Raw genomic sequence first — 25324 nt, forward strand, 5'->3', positions numbered from 1 at the left:
ACAATCTCCCTGCCTTTCTGTTACTGAGCCTGCCGAAGTATCCCGCCGCTAAACTGAGTACAGTTATAGCGGGGGACTTCCCGGCGAGTAGTTAAAAATAGGTGGGTGTCTCGTGAAAATACTCCGTATTCTCCTGCTAGAAGACAGTCTGCTAGATGCAGAACTCATCCATGCCAATCTGAGCGATGCTGGGATTGATTGCGAGTTGGTGCGAGTAGAAACAAGGGCCGACTTTGTTGCAGCATTGGAAAAAGGCTCTTTTGATTTGATTTTGGCAGATTATGCGCTACCTTCCTTTGATGGCATTTCGGCTCTAGAAATCGCCCGTACTACTTGTCCAGAACTGCCGTTTATCTTTGTTTCGGCTACTTTAGGCGAGGAATTGGCGATCGAAACCCTCAAAAATGGTGCTACGGACTACGTACTCAAACAACGACTATTGCGACTTGCCCCGTCGGTACATCGAGCATTGCGCGAAGCAAAGGAACGCACTTACCGCGTAAAGGCAGAAGCAGCATTGCGGGATGCCCTGCAAAAACTCACTTTCCACGTTGAAAATTCACCGTTAGCAGTCATAGAATGGAACCGTGAATTTCGGATATCTTGGTGGTCAAAAGAAGCAGAAAGATTGTTCGGGTGGTGTGCTGCGGAAGTAATTGGCAAACACCCTCATGATTGGCAATTCGTTTTTCCTGAAGATGTTGAGGTTGTCAATGACACCATGAGCCGCTTACTTAGTGGCAGCGAACAACGTAATATTTCACACAACCGCAATTATACAAAAAATGGCTCTGTTATCCATTGCGAGTGGTATAACTCTGTTCTCTTAGATGAATCGGGCAATTTGGTATCGGTACTATCTCTAGTTCTGGATGTTACCGAGCGTCAGCGGGCAGACTCAGAACGATATCGTAGCGAACAAGAATTTAAAGCACTGGCTGAAAATTCACCTGATATAATTGCACGATTCGATCGAGAATTGCGCCACGTTTACGTGAATCCTGCTGTAGAAAAAGCAACGGGAATTCCACGGGAAAAGTTCATCGGCAAAACTAACGCCGAGCTAGGGTTTAGTCCGGAATTGAATATTTTCTGGCAAGAGCGGGTTAATCATATATTTGAAACAGCGCTAGAGAGTTCTTTGGAATTCGATTTTCCTTCACCAAGCGGAACTCGCTACTATCAATCTCGCATGGTGCCTGAGTTTGCTCTGGATGGTTCGGTCGAATCTATACTCAGTATCACTCGTGATGTAACTGAGTACAAGGTAGCACAGTCAGCGCTGCAAAAAAGCGAAACGCGATTCAGAAGTGTATTTGAATCCAAGATGATCGCGATGGGTTTTTGGGATGAAAACGGTTACGTCACCGATGTCAATGATGCTTTTCTTGAGTTAATAGGATATACGCGATCGGACTTGATTGCCAAGAAATTACACTGGCAAGATATCACCCCACCAGAAGATATTTCTAGCGAGCAGCAAAACTGTCAAGATTCCTCAAAATTGAGTTTGGGGGGTAACTACGAGAAGGAATACATTCGCAAAGATGGGAGCCGCATCTCCGTTCTGTTCGGTCGTGCCTGTTTTGAAGACACTTTGTCAGGAGGGGTTTTCTTTGCTCTCGACTTAACTGAGCGCAAGAAATTGGAAAATCGGTTACGGCAACAAGCTGAGGAGTTAGGCCAAGCGAACCGGATTAAGGATGAGTTTTTGGCGGTATTATCTCACGAGTTGCGATCGCCCCTTAATCCGATCTTGGGTTGGGCCAAGCTACTGCGAACCCGAAAATTTGACGAAGAAACAACGGCTCGTGCAATTGAAACGATCGAACGCAATGCCAAGATACAAACGCAACTTATAGAAGATCTGCTGGATGTTTCGCGCATCATGCAGGGAAAAATCAGCCTGAATAAAAGTCGGGTCAACTTAAAATCGACGATCGAAGCAGCGATCGAAACAGTCAGCCTAGCCGCTGAAGCTAAGTCAATTCAGATTCAGCGTGCGATCGATCCCAACCTTGGCCTAGTTTCGGGCGATCCTAGCCGCCTACAGCAAGTAGTATGGAATTTGCTCTCAAACGCAATTAAGTTTACCTCCGAAGGGGGTAGGGTCGAGATTCGATTGTCAACCAATATTGGATTTTCGACTGCCGATTTTGGATTAGAAGATACCGCATCAGAGGAATTGCCGACAAATCCAAAATCGCGATATGCCCAAATCACGATAAGCGACACAGGTAAAGGTATTAGATCTGACTTTCTGCCTTATGTTTTTGATTACTTCCGCCAAGCCGATTCCTCAACCACCAGAAAACACGGTGGACTTGGACTTGGTTTGGCAATTGTCCGCCGTCTGGTGGAACTGCACGGTGGAACTGTCTGTGCAGAAAGCCCAGGAGAAGGATTGGGGGCAACCTTTACTGTCAAGTTGCCCCTGCTTAAAGAGACTATTGAACCTAGAACCGATTCCCCAGTACCCAGTCCTCATTCCTGGGCCTCCAGTCCCCTCAAGGATTTGCGAGTACTTGTAGTTGATGATGATACTGACTCCCGCGCATTTCTGAGCTTTGTGCTGGAACAGTATGGTGCCCAAGCGACGGCAGTTGCATCCGCTTCTGAAGGGTTTGAGGCACTTTGCAGGTTGAAACCAGATGTACTGGTGAGCGACATTGGAATGCCCCAAGAAGATGGTTACAGTTTGATCGGCAAAGTGAGGGCGCTGGATGCAAATGAAGGGGGACAGACCCCGGCTATTGCCCTGACGGCTTATGCTAGGGATGAAGACCACAAACAAGCTCTCTCGGCAGGCTTCCAGATGCACATAGCAAAGCCCGTTGAGCCCGGAGAATTAGCTAAAGTGGTGGCAACGCTGGCTGCAAGTGCTGAAAAAGTATAGCAAAGTGCTGAGTGCTGAGTGCTGAGTGCTTCGGCTTTAGTACAAACACAGTCCCAGCCTTGCTTTGAGCGTTCAATACCGTCCTAAGATATCTGACTGTGGCTATATGAATAAAAACACTGTGAAATTATAGGAGAATTTCTGCTTGAAATTAGGAGTATTTTGGCGACTTCTGGGAAATTCAGCGGTTTATTACCCCAAACTGGCAAAAGTTACTGGCGGTGTAACTGCTGCTGTTTTATTTTGTCTGCTTTTCCAGAAGCAGTCTGAATTGGAGAATCCCCATGATTGGGTAAAAATTACTGTTGATGAAATTGAGTCAGAAACTGGTTTAAGTTATACGGAACAGAGACTGGCTCGAAAGCGATTGATGGAGCGATCGCTGTTAAAACAACGATTGGTCGATGATGTTAAGATTATGGAATTGTGGCCGGACATTGATGCTCTTGAGCAGAGATTGGAGGAGTTCTTACAGTCAAATTGTCTTGTCACTTCTGCACAAAATCAAGCGCAAGTTCAAGTCATATCTCAATCGAACGGTTCTTCAACAAAAACAACGGCTGTAGAACTGTTAGAATCTTCTCCTACTTCAGGTATAAATAATAAAAATGATAAGTTTTTCCATTGGCAGCGTCAGCCAATTGCAATGAAAGTTACTCCTAATTATCAATTTAATGGGCCTTGGAATTCTCCAGAGCAATTTGAAGAATTTCAACGAGCTTTATTGGAACATTTCAAAAACAAAGGTATTGATAATCCGGCTGGATGGGTGTTTAGAATTATAGATGGCATCACAAAAGGTTTGGTGTCTCCGTTTTGGGATGAATTTATCCAAGGAATTCCGCTGGGAGAAAGTCAGAAAGTTAAGCGAGATTGGGAAATTGAACCTGGGGTGCCATATCCAGCTTTTAGGGAGGAGCGTATTCAGTATTATGTACAAAAAGGAGAACCGCTAGAAACGGCAGTAGCTAAAGCGAGTTCTGAACTTAGAGATCCAGTGCTAGGAAAAGATTTGTGGGAAGGGTTTTTGAGAAAGTGCGATCGCATTGCCGATGACGCAATTAGAGCGAAAAATTTAGGAGTGACAACTCCTTATTTGCCGCCATCTTTTACAGATAAACCGCAAGTCAGCAAAGAAAGTGTTATGAATAAATTGAGTGCGATCGGGCCTCAATTTTCCCTAGCATCATCTAAGTCAGACGACCTTATTAACCTGAGTGTAGAACAGCAAAAAGTTGAAGATAAAGATGTTGATTATATATCGAATGCTCCTACTATTGATTCTTTGCAGTCAGCTTACCAAACACCTATGGGTCGAACTATCGTAGAAAAGCAAATTGCCGAACACCCGGAATGGGGATATGGTATTGTTGATGATGAAGTTGTAGATTTAATTCCTTTTTAGGATGATGAAACCAATTGGTGAAATTGATGCGTTTAGTTTAGGACGAGCTAATCTTTCAGACGAACAAAGAAAAAATCTACGTCGGGAAAGATTGGATCAAGAAAAAGAGGATGGGTATCAAAAGTTAGCCGAACTTTGTCGTTTAGGCGAGTATGACGCAGCTCGACATTTGGTGAACCGCAATCTTGGTTGGGGTTATGAAATTGTTGGCGGGGAAGTGATGGAAAGAGAGGATTGAATAATTTTTGTAGGTTGGTTGAGGTAACGAAACCCAACGCAGATGTTAGGTCATATACTGTCCGGTTGCATCGTTAGTAAATGCGTGATATCGTTAAATTGTTTGTTGTCATCGGTGGTTAAATTTTTACCACAGATAAAGACAGATGAACACAGATGAACACAGATAAGAATAATCACACGATTTTTTAGGTAACCGATGCGTAAGGACATGATATCAGGGAGCAATTTTACCTTTAACCGTTCAACCCAATCTACAATTCGACAATGATGGGGTTATGAAATAGATGCAATTTCAAATTCTAGATTATGGCTTTCCAAAAAATTGTGGGTGAAATGATCGATCTCATTTGTATTGCTGAGTTCCAAATTGTAGAAATCAACAAAATCTCCATCGAAATATGGCCCCGCGTGCCAAGTACCTACCTCTAACTTGATAAAGCAATTACCAGGAATACGAAAAGCGGCAATTTCCTCTAATTTTGGTTGGTCAGTATCATTATTAGGAGGCGCAAGCGCAATTAACCAATCTTTCCCTTCCAGAGAACCCAGACATTGAGTGCATTGCACGTGGCGCGTAATTTTGTGAAACTTGCGTCCTTGGTGGTGCAGCCGCATAATATAAATTCGAGGAATGCCGTTTTGGAGGTTTAACTGAGCGTCCTCTGCATCGTAAGCTTTGCCATCAATGCTTGGGAAAATCACCTGTCCGTAGGATCGAAAGTTTTCTGGCGTAATTGACTGAGCCTGTAATTGTTTTAATAAGATCGATCGGCTCATTTGCATAAATAGGGTAAATACTTTTCTTAGTGTATCTGAAAATACGGTTTGCTACAATAGAAACAATTTATGTAAATGATATGCGATCGCGAACCAACGTATCCCACTTAATCTAGCCAAAATAAAACCTGTATGTCTCAAATGTATCGTCGGCGTCAATTCCTTATTTACGGTTCAGCCGCTTTTGGCACCAGTTTCCTGCTGAAAGCTTGTACTACCAGTTCGACTTCCACATCAAACACCGCTGGCGTCTCGCCAGCGCCACAAAATGCAAAGAATTTTAAAGTAGCAATTGTGTTACCGGGAATTATCACAGATAAAGCTTGGAACCAAGTAGGCTATGAAGGCGTGAAAGCAGTTGAAAAAAAACTGGGAATCGAAACAGCTTATGTCGAAAATGTAGCACAAGCAGATCAAGTAGAAGCCCTGTCAGATTTTGCGCGGCGGGGTTACAACCTAATCTATGCTCACGGGGGACAATTTGATGCGGCAATTCAGCAGGTAGCACCGCAGTTTTTTCCTGACACTTACTTTGTGGGTGTAAATGGTACTGTGAGTGGTAAAAATATGGCATCTTTGCGTATAGATCATCTGCAAGCCAGTTATATTTGCGGCATCATTGGTGCAGGAATGACAAAATCAAATCAAATGGCTTATCTGGCGGCTCAATCTTTCCAAGCAACAAATGAAGAATTGAGGGGATTTCAGTTAGGAGCTAAGTCTGTCAAACCCGATATTAAGATAATTCCAAGTTATACTGGCGATTGGAATGATGCAGCTAAGGCAAAAGAAGCAACACTGGCGTTGATTTCTTCTGGTGTGGATGTGATTTATCAGTGGCTGGATAATGCTTCTCCCGCCGTGCTGCAAACTGCTGCCGAAAAGGGAGTTTATGCTTTTGGCAATACAACAGATCAGCTGAATGTGGCACCCAAAGCCGTGTTAACCAGCGCGGTTAAGCGGATTGATTTAGCTATTGCTTATTTGGCAGATTTAGCTGTCAAGGGAAATCTGAAAGGAGAAATTTATACGATTGGTTTCGATAAGCCTGATATTCTTTATTTTGGTAAATTTGGTGCGATGGTGCCAAAGAATGTAGAGGAAAAAGCATTACAAACAAAAGATGCAATTTTAGCCAAAAAAATCATGTTTGAGCCTTGCGACGAAAATGGAAAATACACCCGATGCTTAAAGCAAGGTTAGCAGTATTATAAAGGTTATGCTAAGCTAATCCTGCAATAATGATGGGTATACCTACTTTTATAAATGACTTACCTACGTCTTGATGGCATTACCAAACGCTTTGGTAATTTTATTGCCAATGACAATATCAACTTGAGTGTCAGCAGTGGATATATCCATGCAATGCTGGGCGAAAATGGAGCAGGTAAAACCACTTTGATGAATATTTTGTGCGGACTTTATCAGCCTGATACTGGTCAAATATTTATTGAAGATAAGCTTGTCCAAATTTCATCAGCTAGTGCGGCAATTCAGTGCGGAATTGGCATGATTCATCAACATTTTATGTTGGTGCCGCAATTGTCTGTGACCGAAAATATTATACTCGGAACTGGGTTTGATTTCCGTTTAGATTTGCAGGCGAGGAGTAGGAAAATATCTCAAATGGCTCATTCCTACAATCTTGATGTAAATCCATTAGCAAAAGCTGGGGATTTACCCGTGGGAGTGCAGCAGCGGGTAGAGATTTTGAAAGCACTTTACCGCAAGGCAAAACTGCTGATTTTAGATGAGCCAACAGCAGTGCTGACGCCTCCAGAAGTGGAGATTCTGTTTTCTATTCTGCGCCAACTTGCTCAAGATGGACATACGATTATTTTTATCAGTCACAAGCTAGAAGAGGTGATGAATCTGTGCGATACTGTTACTGTGCTGCGGCGGGGAAAGGTGGCGATTACGATCGAAACGGCAGAAACTAATGCTCAGGAATTGGCGCGATTGATGGTTGGCAGAGAGGTGTTATTTCATCTGGAAAAATCTACTCTTTCGTGTGGAGATGTGGTGCTGGAAGTGAAGAATTTGCAAGTGCGTGATGAGCGAAATTTTCTTGTAATTAAAGATGTATCTTTTCAACTTCATGCTGGTGAAATTCTGGGAATAGCTGGTGTGGATGGGAACGGACAGCGAGAGTTGGCAGATGCGATCGCACTTTTGCGTCCCGTTTCTGGGGGGACAATTCGGAGAGACCCCACCCCCAACCCCTCCCCGTCCCACGGGGAGGGGGGGAAGAAAAGTATGGCTTATATTCCAGAGGATAGGCAGAAAATGGGTTTGGTGATGGGATTTAGCATTGCCAAAAATCTGATGCTCAAAGTTTTTTATTTGCTACCCTTTTGCCGTCGCTGGTTATTACAATATGGCATAATTAATAACCATGCTGCTGAAGCCATGCAAAAATTTGATATTCGCGCCGAAAATCCAGCTATTAAAGTTAGCCAGTTGTCGGGCGGGAATCAACAAAAAGTGGTGCTTGCACGAGAACTTTCGGGGAATCCGGCCTTAATTGTGGCGATGCAACCTACACGCGGTTTAGATGTGGGTGCGACAGAATACGTGCAGCAACGGTTGTTAGCTGAAAGGGAAAGAGGTGCGGCAATTTTGTATATTTCTACTGAGTTAGAAGAAGTGATGGCAATGAGCGATCGCATTGCCGTGATATACGAAGGTCAATTCGTTGATATACTGGATGCGGCTACTGCCTCTGTGGAACGGGTAGGTTATTTGATGACAGGTGGTAAACTTTCGACAAACGTTGCAGAATAGCTATATTGCATAGCTTTAAAACAGGTTTTTGAGGTTGAAAAAAGTTGGCAAAACTTAAATATAAATTTAGAGTAAATTCAGACTATGACGATAGACGCTCACTTTCGGCAGATATCCCCTTCTTTACTCAACGAACTAAAAGAAAGCGAACAAATTGTAAAGGTATTTGTTTACGGCGGCTGGAACTCTGACTCCGATGAATGGATAAAGTTCCGAAGTTCTTGCACTCCTGAAGAGTTTGAAAGTTTTGAAAAAGATGCCGATCTCATTATGGCAGAATATGAGGCAAATATCGACACATATATATATATTCAGAGCCGTAGAAATTGGCATGGACTAAGTTTTATACTCACAGGTTACTGCCGGGAGTATGAGCTACCCTTTTTAGTGAAGCAAAACCCAGATGGTGATAAGCTGCCTTTAGTAAATGCTATTTTTGGAGGTACAAAAATAGGTGATACAGGATTTGGAATCGGTTATGATGCAATCAGATACTTAACGCCTGATGAAGTTAAAGAAGTAGCAGAGGCTTTATCAAAAATTTCCGCAGAAAGCTTTGAGGCAAGATACGAAAAGATATTTCCGAGTTTAACAGACGATAAAATTTGGGAAGTAGCGCAAGAGGCTTTATCAAAAATGTCATTAGTAGAAACTATTGAGGAAAAACAGAACCAGCTAGTTACAACAATCATAGAAAGAGTATTTCGGAATGAGTTTAGTCCCGATGCAGATGATTACCTGGAACTTATGAGCTATTACCAAGAGGCCGCTGAAAGAAAAAAAGCTATGTTGCTCTATATTGGGTAGTTGAAAAGTGAGAGAGCGAGCGCATCCTTACCATTTAACAAAGTTGATTTTCTTGATATCCTGGATGCTGCTATTGTGCTATTCTTCTAGGAGGATTTGCACCATCAGAACCGTCAAGAGTATTTTTCCACGCGACTGAAACCACCTTAGCGCTACCTCTAATTTGTAAATTTACGAGACTTTCAAAAGGAACTTGTCTTCCTGGTTGAATAGTACCAGCAATCGCAGCCGATCCTGTCTGTAGAACTTGCTCTGGTATCGTCTGTCCATCAGCATCGGTTGTACGTACAATATTGTATGTAACTTTTATTTGCGTAACGGGGTTATTAGTATTATTTGCAACCGTGCCGCGAACCCTTCTGCCTCGAAATACCGCCTCAATCTGATTAACAGCTACCGTCCCTGTGATTGCTGATGTTGTGGGTGTTGCTGGTGTTGCTGGTGTTGCGGTAGGAGTGGGTTGAGTCGCCTGGACGGGAGCGCTAGTAGCAGCAGTACAATAATTGGGAGGCCAATTCTGTATTCTAGCGCGAGTGTTAGCTAAAGCCTGTATTTGTCTGCGATAGCTTACAAGTTCGCTTTCCATTTGTGGCACTCTAGCTCTCATGCGATCTAAAATTTGAATGGCTTGTCTCCACTGTTGGGCGCAGACTGCTTGCTTGAGTTGTGCGTTGAGTTGTGCATTGAGGTCAATTTGAGATAAACTCGGACTTGCTGCCAATCCAATAGTGGTGATTAAAGTAGCGATCGCTAAAATCCTGAATCTCATAGTTCCCACTTCCAAAGCCGTGAAATCCTCTTTACTAATATAAGGCATCTGTTCCAATAATGAATAGGTGCTAAACGCCAATATAGTTGTTGTTATTTCAAACTCGGAAACAAAAAAAACAGCTATGCCTGACATCAAATCTGTTAGCTTCGATACCTCGAAATGGGAGCCTATTGAACAATTAGACGAGCGCATTTTATGGAAAAATGATACAGCCGATCGCTTATCGTTGCACTTCTTCCCCATTACACCCGATCTTCCTGTCAATCTTACTGCTATAACAGAACTGCGAAACTTTTATCGGCAAAATGTCATACAGGTTGGTGGGGGATTAGTCTCTGTCGATGTTTTGTCTGTAAAAGGTATGTCAGCAATCAAAACTCTGTTCAAATTTTCCATGAAATCTACAGGCATGAGATATATAGGTTCCCTAACTTTTCCCTTTGCAAGTTTTAGTTATGCAATCAAAGTAGATTGCCCAGAATACGGCATGACAGGGATAAGAGATACTCTCGTTTATACCCATGTTATGAAAGAAATCGATCCAGACGATCCCTATAAAGGGTGGTTTCAAGATCCATACGATCGCACTCGCAAAGATGCTATGATGCGTAATCAATCTGAGGACGAAAGCTACGATAATCAATTCACCGATCACCCATTATCGCGGGCGCGTAGATACCTCGCCGAAATTGAAAAAAGCCTTGAATTTACTAACGAAGTCCTGCAAGCGGCACCATTCCATGCGCCATGAAAGTTCACGGATATGGTTGCTGTTATCCCCAATTGTAGCGATCGCATCTGCCTTACTCGTCGGTGCCGTTTTAATCGCGCTATCGGGGACGAACCCTGTAACAGCTTATACAGTCCTGTTCACTGAATCCCTGGCAAACTACTACGGTTTTGGCAGTACCCTCACCAAAACTGCCCCCTTGCTACTGGCAGGTTTGGGCGTGCTAACAGCGCTGAAAGCAGGGCAATTCAACATTGGCGGCGAAGGACAGATTTACATGGGCGGACTCGGCAGCACCCTTGTCGGGCTATACTTGCAAGGATTGCCCGCATTGATTCACTTACCCTTAGCACTGCTGGGAGGATTCCTGTTTGGCGCTGTCTGGGGTGGGATTCCGGGATATCTCAAAGCGGTGCGGGGTGTAAATGAAGTCATCACAACGCTTTTGTTGAACTATATCGCCCTTAACTTGGTGGGATATCTCGTCCACGAACCGCTGATCGAACCGGGTGCGCCTAGTGCGTATTCTCCCCTAATTGCCCAATCAGCTTGGTTGCCAATTATACTTCCTAAAACGCAAGCCCATGCGGGGATTTTAGTTGGATTAATTGCGGCGGTAATTCTGTGGGTGGTGTTTGCCCGATCGCCTTTAGGATACCAAATCGAGGCGGTGGGGCTAAATCCCGTGGCGGCACGCTACAGCGGGATGTCGGTGGAACGCACAATAATCATTGTGATGGCGCTAGCGGGAGGATTGGCGGGATTAGCGGGTTCGTCCGAGGTGATGGGGTTGAAACATCGCTTATTCGAGCAATTTTCACCTGGTTATGGGTATGATGCGATCGCTCTTGCCTTTCTCAGTCGCGGTAACATCGCTGGCATTGTGGCAACATCCCTCTTTTTCGGTGCCTTACGCAGCGGCGCAAACGTGATGCAGCGCAGTGCAGATGTTCCCGTTACGGTAGTTTACGCGATTCAGGGATTAACTGTGCTGTTTATAGCCATTAGTTTTGCGATCGAACGTCGATTTAGAGTGATTAGAATTAAGTAGATGGGCATAATTAAACGTAAAACTGCCGCGCCCTTAGAAACCCGGTTTCTTGGAGAAACCGGGTTTCTGGGTCTTCAGTTTATTTACGCCCACCTACTTAAAACCGCAGATGAACGCAGATGCGATCGTATTTATATTCGCTTCAAATAAAAAAATACAATGGACAAATTGACCTTTTTTACCGATTACTTAAGTGCCAGCTTGCGCCTCTCAGTCCCGTTAGCATTTGCCGCTTTAGGGGGACTTTTTTCAGAAAGGTCAGGAGTACTAAATATTGCCCTAGAAGGAATGTTACTATCCGGTGCATTTGCTAGCGCTGCCGGAGCAGTTTTGACTGGTAATGTTTGGGGAGGAATGCTGTTAGCAATAACAGTCGGTGGAATAGTGGGATTGCTGCACGCTTATCTTTGTGTTACCTTGCGAGTAGACCAATTAGTATCGGGACTTGCGATTAATCTCACCGCCGCTGGATTGACCTCTTTTTGGTCGCGCATCCTATTTAATAGCGGTCAAGCGCAACAATTACCGGGAATTCAAGCTATCGGCATTCCCGGATTGCAAAATATCCCGATCGTCGGTTCTCTCCTGTTCAATCAAGATCCGCTGATTTACTTATTATTCTTGCTAGTTCCCTTCATTACATATTTGTTATTTCGCACCAGTTTAGGATTGTCTTTGCGTGCGGTGGGAGAATATCCACGCGCCGCAGATACTGCCGGAGTTTCTGTTACTTTAGTGCGCTATACAGCAGTGATAATTAGTGGCTGTATGGCAGGTTTGGGAGGTGCGTATCTAGCTTTAGTTCACGTCAAATTCTTTGCCGAAGGTATGAGTGCAGGAAAAGGTTTTATTGCTCTTGCTGCTTTAATTTTTGGCAGATGGCATCCCGTCAGCACTGCTTTTGCTTGTTTGTTATTTGGTGCTACAGAAGCTTTGCAGTTGCGAATTCAAGCGTTTAATCTAAATATTCCCTATCAATTTTTGGTGATGTTGCCTTATGTTATTGCGCTGTTAGCGTTAATAGGATTGGCTGGCAAATCGACGCCTCCCGCTGCACTGGGAATTCCTTACATTCCTGAAAGTCGAGAGCAATAGAATTATAGCTAGGGGCTAGCTATATAATCCAGCTTCTTGCAGACTTTGTACCAATAATTCTGTCAGTCCCAGCGTTTGCGCCCACCCATTGAGATAACCTTTATCTAGTTGTTCGCCTTGCAGCTTCATTACACCTAAAATATCGCGCCATTGCTTTTGCGATCCGAATCCCATCCGATACCAAATTAGTTTCTGCAAAATGATGTCTTCGGGTGTGGGCAGAACTATTTCTCGATCGGGGTTCCGCCGGACGACTCTAGTTTGTCGTCGCTGAAATTCTGTTCGATTAAATGGTTCGTCTTTCAGGATAAAAATATCAATTTTGCCAAGAGATTCGTTGTCAATCAGGTTAAAAGAACCTTTATAGCGAATTGCTTCTAGTACAGCATTTTCTGACACATAAAATCTTGGCTGTAGCGCTTGGATTAATCGATCGACTTTTTCAATATGCAAGTCTGCTACTAAGTCAATGTCTTGGGTGCTGCGCGGTTCGCCCATAAGGGAACTAGCTACCGACCCGCCAACAAGGTAGGGAATTTCCAGTTCGTTTAAAATGTCAGCGATAACAAGGGCTAAAGAAATGGGGTCATTTAGCATTATTGCTTGCTCCAAGTAAAGCTGACTAACAGATAAAATACTGGCTATGGATTGAAAGTCTACTCCGAGCGATCGGGCCATGAATTCCCGCCTAATAAAAGCAGCATCAGCATCTGGATAGCGATGCTGTATCGCCAAAAGGCACATTTCCCAACAACCTTTAGTCCAACCGCTGACTATCTCGGCTTTTTTCCACAGAGACAACTGACGCCATAGCCCAAACTGTACTTGCTCAGCTTCGATAGAAGTATCTATCGATTGCGTTCGATAAGTAAGGGTTGGGATACGTGGGTGAGTTCCAGTCATGGCGTAATCTGCGGTAAAAAAAACAAGGAACTGACTTTTCGGATCGGTTCTTAGCCCTACTTAGTCCCGTAAAGACGATCGCCTGCATCCCCAAGTCCCGGCACAATATAACCGTGTTCGTCTAAATAATCATCAATTGCAGCAGTGTAGATGGGAACATCGGGATGTTGTTCTTGAAAATGGGCAATTCCCTCCGGTGCTGCTAACAAACACAAAAACTTAATTGACACCGGATTTACTTCTTTAATTCGGTCAACAGCAGCAACCGCTGAATTGCCAGTTGCCAACATCGGATCGACAATCAAAACATCTCGCTGTTCGATATCGTGAGGAAATTTGAAATAATATTCAATTGCGACATGAGTTGTGGGGTCGCGGTACAAACCGATATGTCCCACCCTTGCTGAGGGCATTAGTTCCAAAATTCCGTCCAAAATCCCCTGTCCGGCTCGCATAATCGAGACAATTACCATCTTTTTTTCAGCTGCCAGCATCGGGGCCAACATTGGTGCGATCGGCGTTTCAATATCTTCATATTTCAGCGGCAAATCCCGCGTCACCTCATAAGCTAACAACATCCCGATCTCTTTGAGCAGGTTGCGAAATTTCGCTGTGCTGGTCGTCGTTTGGCGCATCAGCGTCAACTTATGCAGGATCAAGGGATGATCGATTACAGTAACTTTAGCTGTCATTTTTACTGATACAGGGATAGCTTTGGTTTTAGCTTTTCGAGCTATAACCCATTTATTTAATCATTAGAACAATGATTATTGCTGCCAGCCTTTTCACGATACATCATTTTTGAGCTTGGCAGCTTGGTATATTTCAACAGCCTCTTGGACTACAGCCTTTAGTTCATCTATATTACAAGGCTTAGTGATTAATTTGAAAATTTTAGCCTTCTTTTTCTTATCTGCGAGGCCATCCATTTCTTCACCAAGGCCACTTAAAAGAATACGAATTGTATCCGGGAAGCGCTCTATTGTGCTGCTTAAAAATTCAATCCCATTCATTTGCGGCATCAGCTGATCGGAAATAATCACCGCCATTTCGCCTTCGCGATCGAGCATTTCTAAAGCGCCGATCGGACCATCTGCTTTAAATATTTGAAATTGACGCCGAAATGTCCTGTATAGCAAATCCAGGTTTTCAGGCTCGTCATCAACCACCATTAGCTTGGGTTTTTCGTACATCTGCAAATTTAACTCGACTATCTACTAATTTTCAAAACACCGTTCCATCACTTTCTATTTGAATTGGGGGAACGCCGCCTTCTCTTAATACTAATGCAATTCGCCGTCCGGCACTCCAGGTTCCTCCTTGTAAAACCTTAACCAGCGGTAATTCAGCACTACTCAGATTTAACTTTTGTCTGATGGTGGCGGCAATCCGATCCAACAAACTGACGGTTAACGCTCGCCATTCTACAATTATCTCAGATCCAACCGGATAACGATCGCGCAAAATGTCTGGATATTTCGCCTCCAGCAGTCCAATATCCAGGCACAAACCGCCATTGCGATATTCTGAAAGTCCGGTCAGCTCGTTTAATCCCGTAATTTCTAAACCAAGTTCTTGGAGTGGTTCTAAAAGAGAATAAGTTAACCACTGGGAAAGTTTGTGGAACGGGACATAGCGTTCGCTCTGATTATCTCCCTCCAAAGAAGGATGTATCCAGACATCGCCTAAGTTAACATCTGCGATCGCCAATCTTCCCGGCCAAATTTCCCCCAATCCCTCCAACACTGCACTCAACACCGTACTTGCTGCCACTTGGTTATTGTGGTTATCCAGCAGATAATTTACCATATTTCCAGGCCGGGGATTCTCAGTGCCAAAAACTTTTGGATGTTGAGTTAGCACTTGTCCCAAACGCTGTAATAATTCCAATCTGCCTGACACACCTACGAGGGGATTATCTGCACTCACCTGAAATCCTGACATTAGTTCTTCTAGCGTCAAGCTTTGAAGTCCTTTAGCATCAGCTTGCCAAGGTAAATCTGGGTGACTGGAAAAAGCGCCTTGACAAAACATCCGAAAACTCGCTACCGCTAAACCTTCCGAACGGCGAAACACTTGTTCTGTTTCTCGTTCGTAATATTGCCAATTTGCACCTGCGCCAGCATCTAGCAAAACGCTGATAATTGCCAAATCAAATTTAACTTTAGCTTTTTCTAATGGTGTAAGTCCTGCCAAAGTGCGATCGAGTTCTGCGATCCGCGATACATTCCCAACCTCAAAATGTCGCCATCTACTATGAAAGGGAATTTCTAAGTTGGGATATTCTTCCTGCATTACCTGAATAACATAATCAGCGCATTTATCCAGCTTGGTTAAATCAACGCGAAAGTGACTGAGTTTATTTTCACATCCCAAACTGAAGATGCGATCGCACCTTTCGCGAATTGCGACGGGACTTCTTAGATATTTAATGGTTTCTTGTTCATTGTTCATTGTTCATTGGGCAAAATTATTTCATCCTTTACACTTTATCCTTCCAAAGTTCTACCTTTAATTTCTGCTAGTGCGATCGCATCTGGCGTTTCTCCCGGCGTGTAGTAACCAGCCGCTTGCTTGGCGGCGATTTCCACCCTTGCATCTTCTGGTATTCTATCTTCAGGAATAGCGATGCGATCGATTACTTGAATTCCAGAATTAACGATGGCGTTATACTTCATATCGCTCATCGAAACTAATCTGTCAATACGAGTAATTCCCAACCAATGCAACACATCTGGCATTAGTTCTTGAAAACGCATATCTTGAACTCCCGCCACACATTCGGTGCGAGCAAAATAGGCATCGGCCCGATCGCCTCCTTCCTGACGTTTGCGAGCATTATAAACCAGAAACTTTGTAACTTCGCCCAAAGCACGTCCTTCTTTACGAAAATAGACAATTACACCAGCACCGCCTGATTGTGCCGTTTGGATACAAACTTCAATTCCATGTACTAAATAAGGACGACAAGTGCAAATATCGGAACCAAACACATCCGAACCATTGCATTCATCGTGTATCCGCACGGCGAGAACTCGATTGGGGTCTGTAATTGCTTCTACATCTCCTATTAAATAAACTGTAATGCCACCAATTGGAGGTAAAAATATGTGTAAATCTGGGCGCGTCACCAATTCTGGGAACATCCCACCAGTTTGTTGAAAGAGGATGCGCCGCAAATCGCTTTCTTTAACATTGAGTCGCTTGGCAATTCCTGGCAGATACCAAACTGGATCGATCGCAACTTTAGTTACTACTAAATTGCCATTACTTTTTAATATTTTACCATCAACTTGCAATATACCTTTTGCTACTACTTCTTGCAATTCTGGCATATTTATGTGAGCTTTTGTAATGGCAATTGTCGGGCGAAGATCGTAACCATCCTCATAAAATTGTGTGTAAACTTCACCTACAATGGCACCAAAAGGGTCGAGAGCAATAATTTGATCGCGATCGGCCCAACTAGGATGCGGCCCAATGCGGACAACGGGAGATGTATTTGTGAAGTCGGGACGGTGATTTGCCTGAAGTGCGCCAGATGCGATCGCCAATGCGCGATACACAGCATAAGAACCGGAGTGAGTGCCGATCGCATTCCGCTGAGTCGCGTTAGTTAAAGTACCAATAATCGGCCCCCGTTTGATTGGATCGCTTTCTCCCCAACGTATTGGCAGTGGATTTTGACCCGATCTGTTGGGATGGGATGTCAAAACAATATGCTTTTGCTTAGATATTGGTTTTTGGTTTTCCATAACTTTCCTAGCCTAATATCTTACGGGTGATAGTAAATGTTAAACTATTATCATAGCAAGTAAATTTTAGACTTTGTAGTGTTTTACACTGCAAAATTAATATAATGCGTCTGAATGATTTGTACAACTTCTCCAAAGCCAGAAACCCGGTTTCTCAAAGAAACCGGGTTTCTAAGATTTGTACGATCGATCTAGACGCGCTAAAAAATGCCCAGATGCAAGAACGGATATAGCTGGGCAATGCCGACCTTAACCGAACGGACTTATTTGGAAGTATAATTCAAGCAGTATGGGAAAATCTATTTGCAAACAAAGCACCCGCGATCGCAGCAGCCAAAATTAACATGGCGACTCCCACCACCGTAAAGGTAGATGGCAGTTGAATCTGTTGTACAATTGGTTGAATAAGAATAGGAGAAAAGAACTGTCCAAGAAACATTGCAGTTGTCAAGCCTCCCAAAAGTCTTCCCCTAGTCGCGACGGGTGCGATCGCATTCAACCAAACATTCATATTTGGAAGAAACAAACCCAGTCCCAATCCAGAAACAATTAAACCCAAAACCACAAAAGCGTAACTATTTGCCACAGAAACAGCGATATACCCCAAACCTATGAGAGGGAAAAGGCAAATAAGAATGCCTTGAAAACTCAGACGTGCCTTAAGGTTTTTGTAAAATAAAGACATAGTGGCACTAGCAAGAGTCGAAGCAGCGATCGCTATTCCAGCTAAGAAACTATTGACTTGAAAATTCCTCAAGTAAAAAGGAATTTGCACTGGAATCATATAGAACACCACCATCGTCAAAAAAGTTAGACTGTAGATCGAAATTAGCGTTATGATAGGCAACTTTGGATCTGAATCTTCAGCCAAATTCGAGGTATGTTCTGTGGCAACTTCCGGTTCTGTTATGGTGAATATCACTAGCGGTAAAACGGCAAAAGCAGAAAGATAAATAAAGAATGGCCCCCGCCAGCTAAAACTTGCTAAAAAGCCACCCAATAACAGGAAAGTCACTCCTCCATAACCCATAAAAGACGCTTGTACTCCCATAACCTGATTGCGCTGGGGGCCTTGATAGTAGTCAGCAATCAAAGTGATGGAAGTCGTCATAATTGCTGCGACTGCCAAACCTAAAAAAGCTCGTCCAATTAGCAATCCAGTCAGAGAACTGAGAACGCAACCAGTACCGCCAGCAATTCCATATAAAAATACCGCAGCAGCTAGTAATCGTTTGCGTCCAAATCGGTCAATAATAGCTCCGGCAAACGGGGCCGCTAACCCTGTGAACAATCCAGGCAGGGTCAACAGTAACTTAACCCAAAATTCAGAATTAGATTCAGCCTTAAAAAATTCCTGCATTTGGGGCAAAGCTGGTGAAATTGTAGCACCAGCCATAACGGTCATACTGCTGGTAATCAGCAAAGTAATGAGTTTGAGCATAGGAATTGGTATCTCTATAATCGATGGTTCATAGTTTCTCTAACCTCAGTATCTCCCGATACAAACTTCCCCCAATATCTGTGAATATGCTAAAGTTTCGCTTTGGGAATTACAGCCAGAAAACAACTGTTAATCTTGGGGAATGAAACTGAGTACATTTCCCATGAGCGGGGAATACTATCTTAGGGGTTGGGTTTTCGTTGCCCACCCAATATCATAAACTGAGACGATCGCATGAAATTTTATCCACCGCTAATTGGCATTACTACCTCCGGTCAAAATCAGACAGGCAGCTTTTGCGTGCGGCGCGAATATGTAGACGCAGTGCGCCTCGCAGGTGGTTTACCCATGCTGCTACCCCCAGGCGAACTTAACCTAGCTACCGTACTGGAATGGGTAGATGGTATTCTTTTTTCAGGCGGGGGCGATATTGACCCAGCCACCTATAACGGCGCACCCCATCCGACGATCTATAATGTAAACGCAGAGCGCGATCGCTTCGAGCTATCCCTAGCCCAGCTTGCCCTTAACTCAGATATTCCCATCTTAGGCATCTGTCGCGGTTTAGAAATACTCGTAGTCGCCAGCGGCGGCAAATTGGTAACTCATCTACCCGACGAATTTGGCGAAACAATAACCCACCGAGCAGAACAAACTCGCCCCTGCGAGCATAGCATTCAAATTATCACAGGCACTCGCCTTGCCACCATCATTGGCCCAGGAGAAGCAAAAATTATCTCTTGGCACCATCAAGCAGCCAGCACCATCCCAACAGCTTGGCGTCTTGCAGCACAAGCACCCGATGGCGTCATAGAAGCATTAGAGCATGAATATCATCCTTGGGCCATAGCACTCCAATGGCATCCCGAACTCGCCCTCAACGACGGACGCCAGCAGCGAATTTTCCGCACCTTCGTTACAGCAGCACAGCACCGGAAAGCAGTATTTTCTCAAAAAACCGGCTAAGAGGCCGATATCTGTAACGATTTTGTTGCATAGCAACTATTTTAGTCTCGGCAGTATCTAAATTTAGAACAAACCAATTCTTCCCTTAACACGCAATGCTCCTCAAAGATATCCGAGACTACCAAATTCTGTTTTTATCCCTATTCCTAGTATTGGGCATCGGGACAAGGGACTGGACACTACGACCTGACTTAATTGTAGTTGCGATCGCCACCTGCCTCCTCACCCAATGGGTAGCAGAGCGTGCAGCATCCATCTGGCCCCACCTCAAAGTAAACATCCAAAACCTATTCGCACAATCCGAAAATCATTCACCCAAACTAAATTTAGACTTACTAAACCCTCAAAAACACAATTCACTTCGCAGCGCCGCCATCACAGCCTTAAGCCTTTGTCTGCTACTTCGTGCAGAACATTACACCACAATGATTGTCGCAGGAATACTGGCAATTTTAAGCAAATTTATCTTTCAAATTGGGAAAAAGCATTTCTTTAATCCCGCCAACTTTGGCATCATCGCAGCTCTCATCCTCACCAAAGATGCCTGGGTTTCCCCCGGACAATGGGGCGAAGATTGGTGGTATGTACTTTTATTTGCAGGCACTGGCGGCATGATATTAAAACGAATAGGCAGATGGGACACAACCGCCGCTTTTTTAGGTTCCTACGCATTCCTCGAAGCTATTCGCAACATTTTGCTAGGTTGGACGTGGGACGTTTACTTTCATCGTTTAATGAGCGGGTCATTATTGCTGTTTGCCCTATTTATGATTACCGACCCCCGCTCAATCCCAAATGCCAGAATAAGCCGCTTGATATGGGCAGCATCCATCGCCCTACTAACCTTTATCCTGCGTAATTACTTCTTCGTTTCCACAGCAGTATTCTGGTCATTATTTGCTCTTGCTCCCCTAACCATCCTCTTAGATTATCTTTGGACAGCACCCAGATTTTCCTGGTCATTTGTCAACGGTCGTTTATCTTTCCCCCGCCGACAAGAATTAATCACTTAAGACATCAAGTAGGTTGGGTTGAGGAACGAAACCCAACACTCTTAAGACATCAAGTAGGTTGGGTTGAGGAACGAAACCCAACCTACAATTCTCTAGAACCTTCTTCACCTAGCTATAACTAACAGAAACAAGAAACTTGCCATGAAGCCATTTCGGATTTTAATAAGTTTACTTCTAACTTTCGTAGCTGTTATTTGCTTTGCCCCTACAGCCTGGGCATTTTGCGGTTTCTATGTCGCCAAAGCAGATACCAAACTTTACAACAAAGCCTCCCAAGTAATTATCGCCCATGATGGTAGCCGCACTATTTTAACAATGGCAAATGACTATCAAGGCGATGTGAAAGACTTTGCCTTAGTCGTTCCCGTTCCCGTAGTTTTGCAGAAAGAACAAGTGCGCGTTGGCGACCCCAAAATTATCGAAAGATTAGATGCTTTTAGCGCACCTCGATTGGTAGAATATTTTGATGAAGACCCTTGTGCAGATTACGATATGAGCAGGAGGCAAGGCGCTGTAACTAGAGGCGCACCAGCAGCAAGTGAATCAAGGGATAGGAATGAGCAAAACTCCTTTGGTGTCACCATAGAAGCACGTTTTTCAGTTGGAGAATATGACATATTAATTCTCAGCGCCACCGAATCCAACGGTTTGCAAACATGGCTTGTCCGCAACGGTTATAAAATTCCAGCGGGTGCAGCACAATTACTACAAACCTACATTCGCCAAAACATGAAATTCTTCGTAGCCAAAGTCAATTTGGCAGAATTTCAAAAATCAGGATATCAACTTTTACGACCGCTACAAATGGCCTACGAATCCCCCCGATTTATGTTACCAATTCGGTTAGGCATGATTAACGCTAGCGCCGCACAAGATTTGATTATCTATATCTTATCCCCCAAAGGACAAGCAGAAGTAACCAATTACAGAACAGTCAAAGTACCTTCAGATGCAGAAATTCCAGTCTTTGTCAAGAAGGAATTTGGGGATTTCTACAAAGCCATGTTTGCCAAAGCATACACTCAAGAAGATCAAAAAGTAGCCTTTCTCGAATATGCTTGGAATATGAGTAACTGCGACCCCTGTTCAGCCCAACCACTCAATCAAGAAGAACTCACAAAAGCCGGAGTATTTTGGATAAATTCATCCGAATCAGGAAATGTCTTTATCACTCGACTTCACGTCCGCTATACACGCGATAAATTCCCCGAAGATTTGATGTTTCAAGAAACCTCAAACCAGCAAAACTTTCAAGGTCGATATATTCTACGACATCCTTTTCAAGGAGAAGCAAATTGTCAAGCAGGTCAACAATATAAAAGGTCTTTAGCCGAACGATTTGAACGGGAAGCGCAGAATTTAGCTAAATTGACAGGCTGGAACATTAATGATATTCGCAAAAAACAGCCTGTTAGTCAAAGTGAATCTAGACCTTTTTGGAGAAATATTTGGAATTGAGTTAATAGGGATAGAGTATTACCCTATCCCTACACCCCACTACAAACTTTCTCCAAATCTAGCCAATAATTCCTCACGGGATAACTGCAATAACATGGCAGTAAATTCCTCTGGCGGCAATGCTAATATTGAGGGAATAATTGCCGCTAGTTGTTCATCTAAGGAACCAAATCGAATTCGCAGCAAATTTTCTACAATGCGCCGTTCTCCCTGCTGAATACCTTGCTGAATAGCTTGTTCCCGGTCTTGTTCGTAAAGTGGTGCTAATCTCATAATTAACTCCCTATCTTCTTCTTCTTCTGGAATGTCATTAATTTGCAAGTTTTTTCGTAAATTATACAGCAGCTTAATAGCGTTGTAACGTAAAGGATTATCTGCTGATAGTGCGATTATTTCATCAATTGCCTGTTTTTGGACGTTACCTTTACCCAGAATTCTCAGCCAGAGAGTTTCTGGAGTACGGGGTAACTGGTGAATTACTACAATGCCAGTCCTGAGATATTCCGGCATCAAGTAAACTCCAGGCAACCACCCATCGTCTATTATAGCACCAAATCCAAACAAGATAGCATCTGATTCTGTAGGCGTTAGTATCCATAATTGCGGTAAGACGGACTCCTGGATATTGGTATTATTCCGATTCGCCTCTCGTTGTAATTCTCCCCGAATTTCCAATAATTTTAACAGACAATCACAAATTTGATTAGAAGTTGCCGGATTGCGGAATGGTTCAAAAATAGAAGGATTAGCCGCAAATATTCCCAATAATCCTAAACTTTCGGAAGCGGCAGTTGATTGTTGTGAATTAGGTGAAAACCAAACATCGATTTGTCGCATTTCCACTGAGACACGGCGAGGTGCTTGAACTTCACCATAAGGTGATAGTAATTGTTCTAAATAATCTTTAGCAAATTGGTCGTGAATAAATCGAGTCATGCCAATTATTAGTTATTGGTGATGATAAAATACTATCAATAAATCTGTTGATAAACAAGGCAGAGCCTTGAGATTATCGTTACCAGGCCGAGCCTGGTAACGAGGCTACAAAACATTGGAGCGCACAAAGTTGTGATAATTTGGTTGAGAGCAAAAGTTGTTTGCATAACTGGAAGTCGCTATGATTCGATTGACCACGCCCGATGACACGAATGCGTTACTCACCTTGGCAGAAGCGACAGGACTTTTCGAGTCAAACCAAATCGAAGAACTCGCCCAAATGCTAAATCAGCATTTCAATGACGAAGCAGACAGCCAAGGTGTATGGTTTACCGACGACGACGACAATGAGCCAGTGGGCGTTGCTTACGTTGCACCGGAACGAATGACCGAGGGAACATGGAATCTTTATCTAATCGCTATTCATCCTAATCGTCAAAGACAGGGACGCGGAGCCGCTTTGTTGCGCCACGTCGAGCAAATGCTAGTTGAGCGTGGTGAGCGTATGTTGTTGGTGGAAACCTCTGGGTTAGAGGACTTTGAATACGTTCGTGCATTTTACCGAAAAATCGGTTACGACGAGGAAGCGAGGATTCGAGGATTTTACAAGGCAGGGGACGATAAAATCATTTTCCGCAAGTCGCTGAGAAGTGATGTCGCATAACAACCGCGTTGCACCGGAACGTATCTTCAATCTGGTAGGTTAAGTTGAGGCAAAAAATACCTCAATGTTCCCACATCAAAAGTTTAAACTGTTCATCATCAACCCGACCAGCATTATACAAAGTTTCCGAAATTTGTGTAATTGACAAAACCGAATATGCCTGATAACCTTGTGCTTTCAACCTATCCTTTACCCCCTTTTCGTGATCGATAAATACCACAATATCTTCCACCTTCAAGCCAACAGATTTTAATTTTTCCGCACCCTCAATAGCACTTTTTCCACTAATCAAAATATCATCCACCACCACAACAGTTTCCCCAGGGTGAAAATTACCCTCAATTACCTTTTGCGTACCATGTGCTTTCACCTCCTTGCGGGGATACACCATCGGACGTTCTAAACGCAGAGATAAACCCGTTGCTGTCGGCAAAGAACCATAAGGAATTCCCGCAATCCTATCAAATTCCAACTTTTGCAAAATATCCGCGTAAGCACTCAATATTTTATGGAATATTTGCGGCTGAGAAATGATTTTTCGCAAATCAATATAATATGGAAAAATCGCTCCTGATGCTTGCTTGTGTTCGCCAAAAATAATGCAGCCAATATCATAAAGTTGCAAAATCAAATCTCGATGCGGTTCGGATTGCAACAAACAGACATTCGGCAACCACAATTCGCAAGTGGGATTTCCCTGTACAATTCGCAGACGTTCTTCATTCACTGTATCGCGTAACTGACGAACTGCTTCAGCGATATTGCGTCCCGGTTCCTCTATAATACTAGGAGGAACTGGCACCAATAATCCCTCACCTTGCTTATCCAAACCTGCTGCTAAAATAGTTGCCAAATCGTGCATTTCGGCAGCATCTTCTTGCAACAAAATCAGACGTTCTGGCGCAACTGACCGGATGCGAGCTAAAATTTCTGGTGTACCACCTACTTTCAATCCCAATTGTGCGGGAGTTCCCCAATTTTTGGCTTCATTCACTAAATGCAGGTAAAAAGGTTGACTGGGAAGCGGGTATTCCTGCAACACCGCCGCACTCGGATTGGCATTGGCACACAGCACGAAGACGGCTTTGTCGGGGTAAACTAAAAATGGCGCAACGTGATCCCATCCGGCGTAGGGACTCAAGGTGACGGCATCCACGCGCCATTCCTCAAAGGCAGTTTTGGCAAACACAGTGCTGGTATGGATATCGCTGTGTTTGGCATCTAAAATGATGGGGATGTGGGGGGGAATTCTGTGCAATGTTTGCTTGAGCAGTTCCAGTCCCGGTGCGCCTAATGCTTGGTAAAATCCCAGGATGGGCTTGTAGGCACAAACTAAATCTTCTGTTTGGGCGATGACGGTATCTAGCCATTCCCAAAGTTGAGAGAGGAGGAGGGTTTTATCCCCATTTTCACTAACTACCATCTCGTCTAGGTCTGGGTCAAGTCCTACGTAGAGTAAGCTTTGATTCCGCTCGATCGCATAAAGTAATTTATCAAAAAACTGCATCTGATTGTGCCTTTTTGTGGTGTGATGTTAGAGAATCTATTAACGTAAGTTGCTAGTTACTTGCTTTCTAGGTATGTTGTTGCGCTTTAGCGCTCTTATCTTAGCTGTAATAAGAGCGCTAAAG

The 25324-nt window shown here is 43.7% G+C and carries 23 protein-coding genes; 13 read left to right on the plus strand and 10 right to left on the minus strand.

Features of this window, described 5'->3' with window-relative positions:
* The first annotated feature begins 112 nt into the window (after nucleotides 1-112).
* The 3 genes from LAY57_RS17990 to LAY57_RS18000 all read left to right on the plus strand — a co-directional run bounded on the left by LAY57_RS17990 (nucleotide 113) and on the right by LAY57_RS18000 (nucleotide 4539).
* On the plus strand, nucleotides 113-2896 hold the full coding sequence (locus LAY57_RS17990) for a hybrid sensor histidine kinase/response regulator (RefSeq protein WP_249068180.1): 2784 nt from the start codon (nucleotides 113-115) through the stop codon (nucleotides 2894-2896).
* Nucleotides 2897-3041: 145 nt separating this feature from the next.
* On the plus strand, nucleotides 3042-4301 hold the full coding sequence (locus tag LAY57_RS17995; protein WP_249068181.1) for a hypothetical protein: 1260 nt from the start codon (nucleotides 3042-3044) through the stop codon (nucleotides 4299-4301).
* A gap of 1 nt (nucleotide 4302) precedes the next feature.
* On the plus strand, nucleotides 4303-4539 hold the full coding sequence (locus LAY57_RS18000) for a hypothetical protein (RefSeq protein ID WP_249068182.1): 237 nt from the start codon (nucleotides 4303-4305) through the stop codon (nucleotides 4537-4539).
* 275 nt (nucleotides 4540-4814) lie between these two features.
* Here LAY57_RS18000 and LAY57_RS18005 read toward each other — a convergent pair whose 3' ends face one another.
* Nucleotides 4815-5318, minus strand: a complete 504-nt coding sequence (locus tag LAY57_RS18005) for an ureidoglycolate lyase (RefSeq protein ID WP_249068183.1) — start codon at nucleotides 5316-5318, stop codon at nucleotides 4815-4817.
* Between the two features lie 132 nt (nucleotides 5319-5450).
* On the opposite strand from LAY57_RS18005, the gene LAY57_RS18010 reads away from it, so the two are divergent.
* The 3 genes from LAY57_RS18010 (at nucleotide 5451) to LAY57_RS18020 (ending at nucleotide 8909) form a co-directional block, all read left to right on the plus strand.
* Nucleotides 5451-6521 carry a BMP family protein gene (locus LAY57_RS18010; protein WP_249068184.1) on the plus strand — a complete coding sequence of 357 codons (1071 nt, stop codon included), beginning with the start codon at nucleotides 5451-5453 and terminating at the stop codon, nucleotides 6519-6521.
* A 63-nt stretch (nucleotides 6522-6584) separates the two neighbouring features.
* Nucleotides 6585-8102, plus strand: a complete 1518-nt coding sequence (locus tag LAY57_RS18015; RefSeq protein ID WP_249068185.1) for an ABC transporter ATP-binding protein — start codon at nucleotides 6585-6587, stop codon at nucleotides 8100-8102.
* 84 nt (nucleotides 8103-8186) lie between these two features.
* The gene (locus LAY57_RS18020) at nucleotides 8187-8909 is read left to right on the plus strand and encodes a DUF1877 family protein (RefSeq protein WP_249068186.1); all 723 of its coding nucleotides are present in this window, start codon (nucleotides 8187-8189) and stop codon (nucleotides 8907-8909) included.
* Nucleotides 8910-8979: 70 nt separating this feature from the next.
* On the opposite strand, the gene LAY57_RS18025 is transcribed toward LAY57_RS18020, so the two are convergent.
* On the minus strand, nucleotides 8980-9726 hold the full coding sequence (locus tag LAY57_RS18025; RefSeq protein WP_249068187.1) for a hypothetical protein: 747 nt from the start codon (nucleotides 9724-9726) through the stop codon (nucleotides 8980-8982).
* A 76-nt stretch (nucleotides 9727-9802) separates the two neighbouring features.
* Here LAY57_RS18025 and LAY57_RS18030 point away from each other — a divergent pair, with 76 nt between their 5' ends.
* The 3 genes from LAY57_RS18030 to LAY57_RS18040 all read left to right on the plus strand — a co-directional run bounded on the left by LAY57_RS18030 (nucleotide 9803) and on the right by LAY57_RS18040 (nucleotide 12557).
* Nucleotides 9803-10432 (plus strand): hypothetical protein, encoded by a 630-nt coding sequence (locus LAY57_RS18030; protein WP_249068188.1) that lies wholly within the window; start codon nucleotides 9803-9805, stop codon nucleotides 10430-10432.
* A complete protein-coding gene (locus LAY57_RS18035; RefSeq protein WP_249068189.1) occupies nucleotides 10422-11462 on the plus strand; it encodes an ABC transporter permease in 1041 nt (346 codons plus the stop codon). Before LAY57_RS18030 ends, LAY57_RS18035 begins: the two co-directional genes overlap by 11 nt.
* 159 nt (nucleotides 11463-11621) lie before the next feature.
* Entirely contained in the window at nucleotides 11622-12557 is a 936-nt protein-coding gene (locus tag LAY57_RS18040; RefSeq protein ID WP_249068190.1) for an ABC transporter permease, read from the plus strand.
* Between the two features lie 15 nt (nucleotides 12558-12572).
* Here LAY57_RS18040 and LAY57_RS18045 read toward each other — a convergent pair whose 3' ends face one another.
* The 6 genes from LAY57_RS18045 to LAY57_RS18070 form a co-directional block, all read right to left on the minus strand.
* Complete coding sequence (locus LAY57_RS18045; protein ID WP_249068191.1) at nucleotides 12573-13460, minus strand: hypothetical protein; 888 nt, start codon at nucleotides 13458-13460, stop codon at nucleotides 12573-12575.
* A 56-nt stretch (nucleotides 13461-13516) separates the two neighbouring features.
* Nucleotides 13517-14152, minus strand: coding sequence for a uracil phosphoribosyltransferase (gene upp, locus LAY57_RS18050; protein WP_249068192.1), 636 nt, complete (start codon nucleotides 14150-14152; stop codon nucleotides 13517-13519).
* A gap of 93 nt (nucleotides 14153-14245) precedes the next feature.
* Entirely contained in the window at nucleotides 14246-14653 is a 408-nt protein-coding gene (locus LAY57_RS18055) for a response regulator (protein ID WP_338022435.1), read from the minus strand.
* A 31-nt stretch (nucleotides 14654-14684) separates the two neighbouring features.
* Nucleotides 14685-15914 (minus strand): URC4/urg3 family protein, encoded by a 1230-nt coding sequence (locus LAY57_RS18060; RefSeq protein ID WP_249068193.1) that lies wholly within the window; start codon nucleotides 15912-15914, stop codon nucleotides 14685-14687.
* Nucleotides 15915-15949: 35 nt separating this feature from the next.
* Nucleotides 15950-17215, minus strand: a complete 1266-nt coding sequence (locus LAY57_RS18065; RefSeq protein WP_249068194.1) for a GTP cyclohydrolase II — start codon at nucleotides 17213-17215, stop codon at nucleotides 15950-15952.
* A gap of 280 nt (nucleotides 17216-17495) precedes the next feature.
* Nucleotides 17496-18656 carry an MFS transporter gene (locus LAY57_RS18070; RefSeq protein WP_249068195.1) on the minus strand — a complete coding sequence of 387 codons (1161 nt, stop codon included), beginning with the start codon at nucleotides 18654-18656 and terminating at the stop codon, nucleotides 17496-17498.
* A 234-nt stretch (nucleotides 18657-18890) separates the two neighbouring features.
* Between LAY57_RS18070 and LAY57_RS18075 the strand changes: the two genes are divergently transcribed.
* The 3 genes from LAY57_RS18075 to LAY57_RS18085 all read left to right on the plus strand — a co-directional run bounded on the left by LAY57_RS18075 (nucleotide 18891) and on the right by LAY57_RS18085 (nucleotide 22093).
* Nucleotides 18891-19622 (plus strand): gamma-glutamyl-gamma-aminobutyrate hydrolase family protein, encoded by a 732-nt coding sequence (locus LAY57_RS18075; RefSeq protein ID WP_249068196.1) that lies wholly within the window; start codon nucleotides 18891-18893, stop codon nucleotides 19620-19622.
* Between the two features lie 95 nt (nucleotides 19623-19717).
* A complete protein-coding gene (locus tag LAY57_RS18080) occupies nucleotides 19718-20635 on the plus strand; it encodes an RnfABCDGE type electron transport complex subunit D (protein WP_249068197.1) in 918 nt (305 codons plus the stop codon).
* A gap of 141 nt (nucleotides 20636-20776) precedes the next feature.
* Nucleotides 20777-22093: a DUF2330 domain-containing protein gene (locus LAY57_RS18085; protein ID WP_249068198.1), complete on the plus strand. Its 1317-nt coding sequence runs from the start codon at nucleotides 20777-20779 to the stop codon at nucleotides 22091-22093.
* A 39-nt stretch (nucleotides 22094-22132) separates the two neighbouring features.
* Here the strand turns inward: LAY57_RS18085 and LAY57_RS18090 are convergent, their stop codons facing one another.
* Nucleotides 22133-23029, minus strand: coding sequence for a hypothetical protein (locus LAY57_RS18090; RefSeq protein ID WP_249068199.1), 897 nt, complete (start codon nucleotides 23027-23029; stop codon nucleotides 22133-22135).
* Nucleotides 23030-23210: 181 nt separating this feature from the next.
* Here LAY57_RS18090 and LAY57_RS18095 point away from each other — a divergent pair, with 181 nt between their 5' ends.
* Entirely contained in the window at nucleotides 23211-23693 is a 483-nt protein-coding gene (locus tag LAY57_RS18095) for a GNAT family N-acetyltransferase (RefSeq protein WP_249068201.1), read from the plus strand.
* 61 nt (nucleotides 23694-23754) lie between these two features.
* Here LAY57_RS18095 and LAY57_RS18100 read toward each other — a convergent pair whose 3' ends face one another.
* Nucleotides 23755-25200, minus strand: a complete 1446-nt coding sequence (locus LAY57_RS18100; protein ID WP_249068203.1) for a bifunctional orotidine-5'-phosphate decarboxylase/orotate phosphoribosyltransferase — start codon at nucleotides 25198-25200, stop codon at nucleotides 23755-23757.
* Between the last annotated feature and the right edge of the window lie 124 nt (nucleotides 25201-25324).

It is taken from the genome of Argonema antarcticum A004/B2, assembly GCF_023333585.1.
In the GTDB taxonomy this organism is placed as follows: domain Bacteria; phylum Cyanobacteriota; class Cyanobacteriia; order Cyanobacteriales; family Aerosakkonemataceae; genus Argonema; species Argonema antarcticum.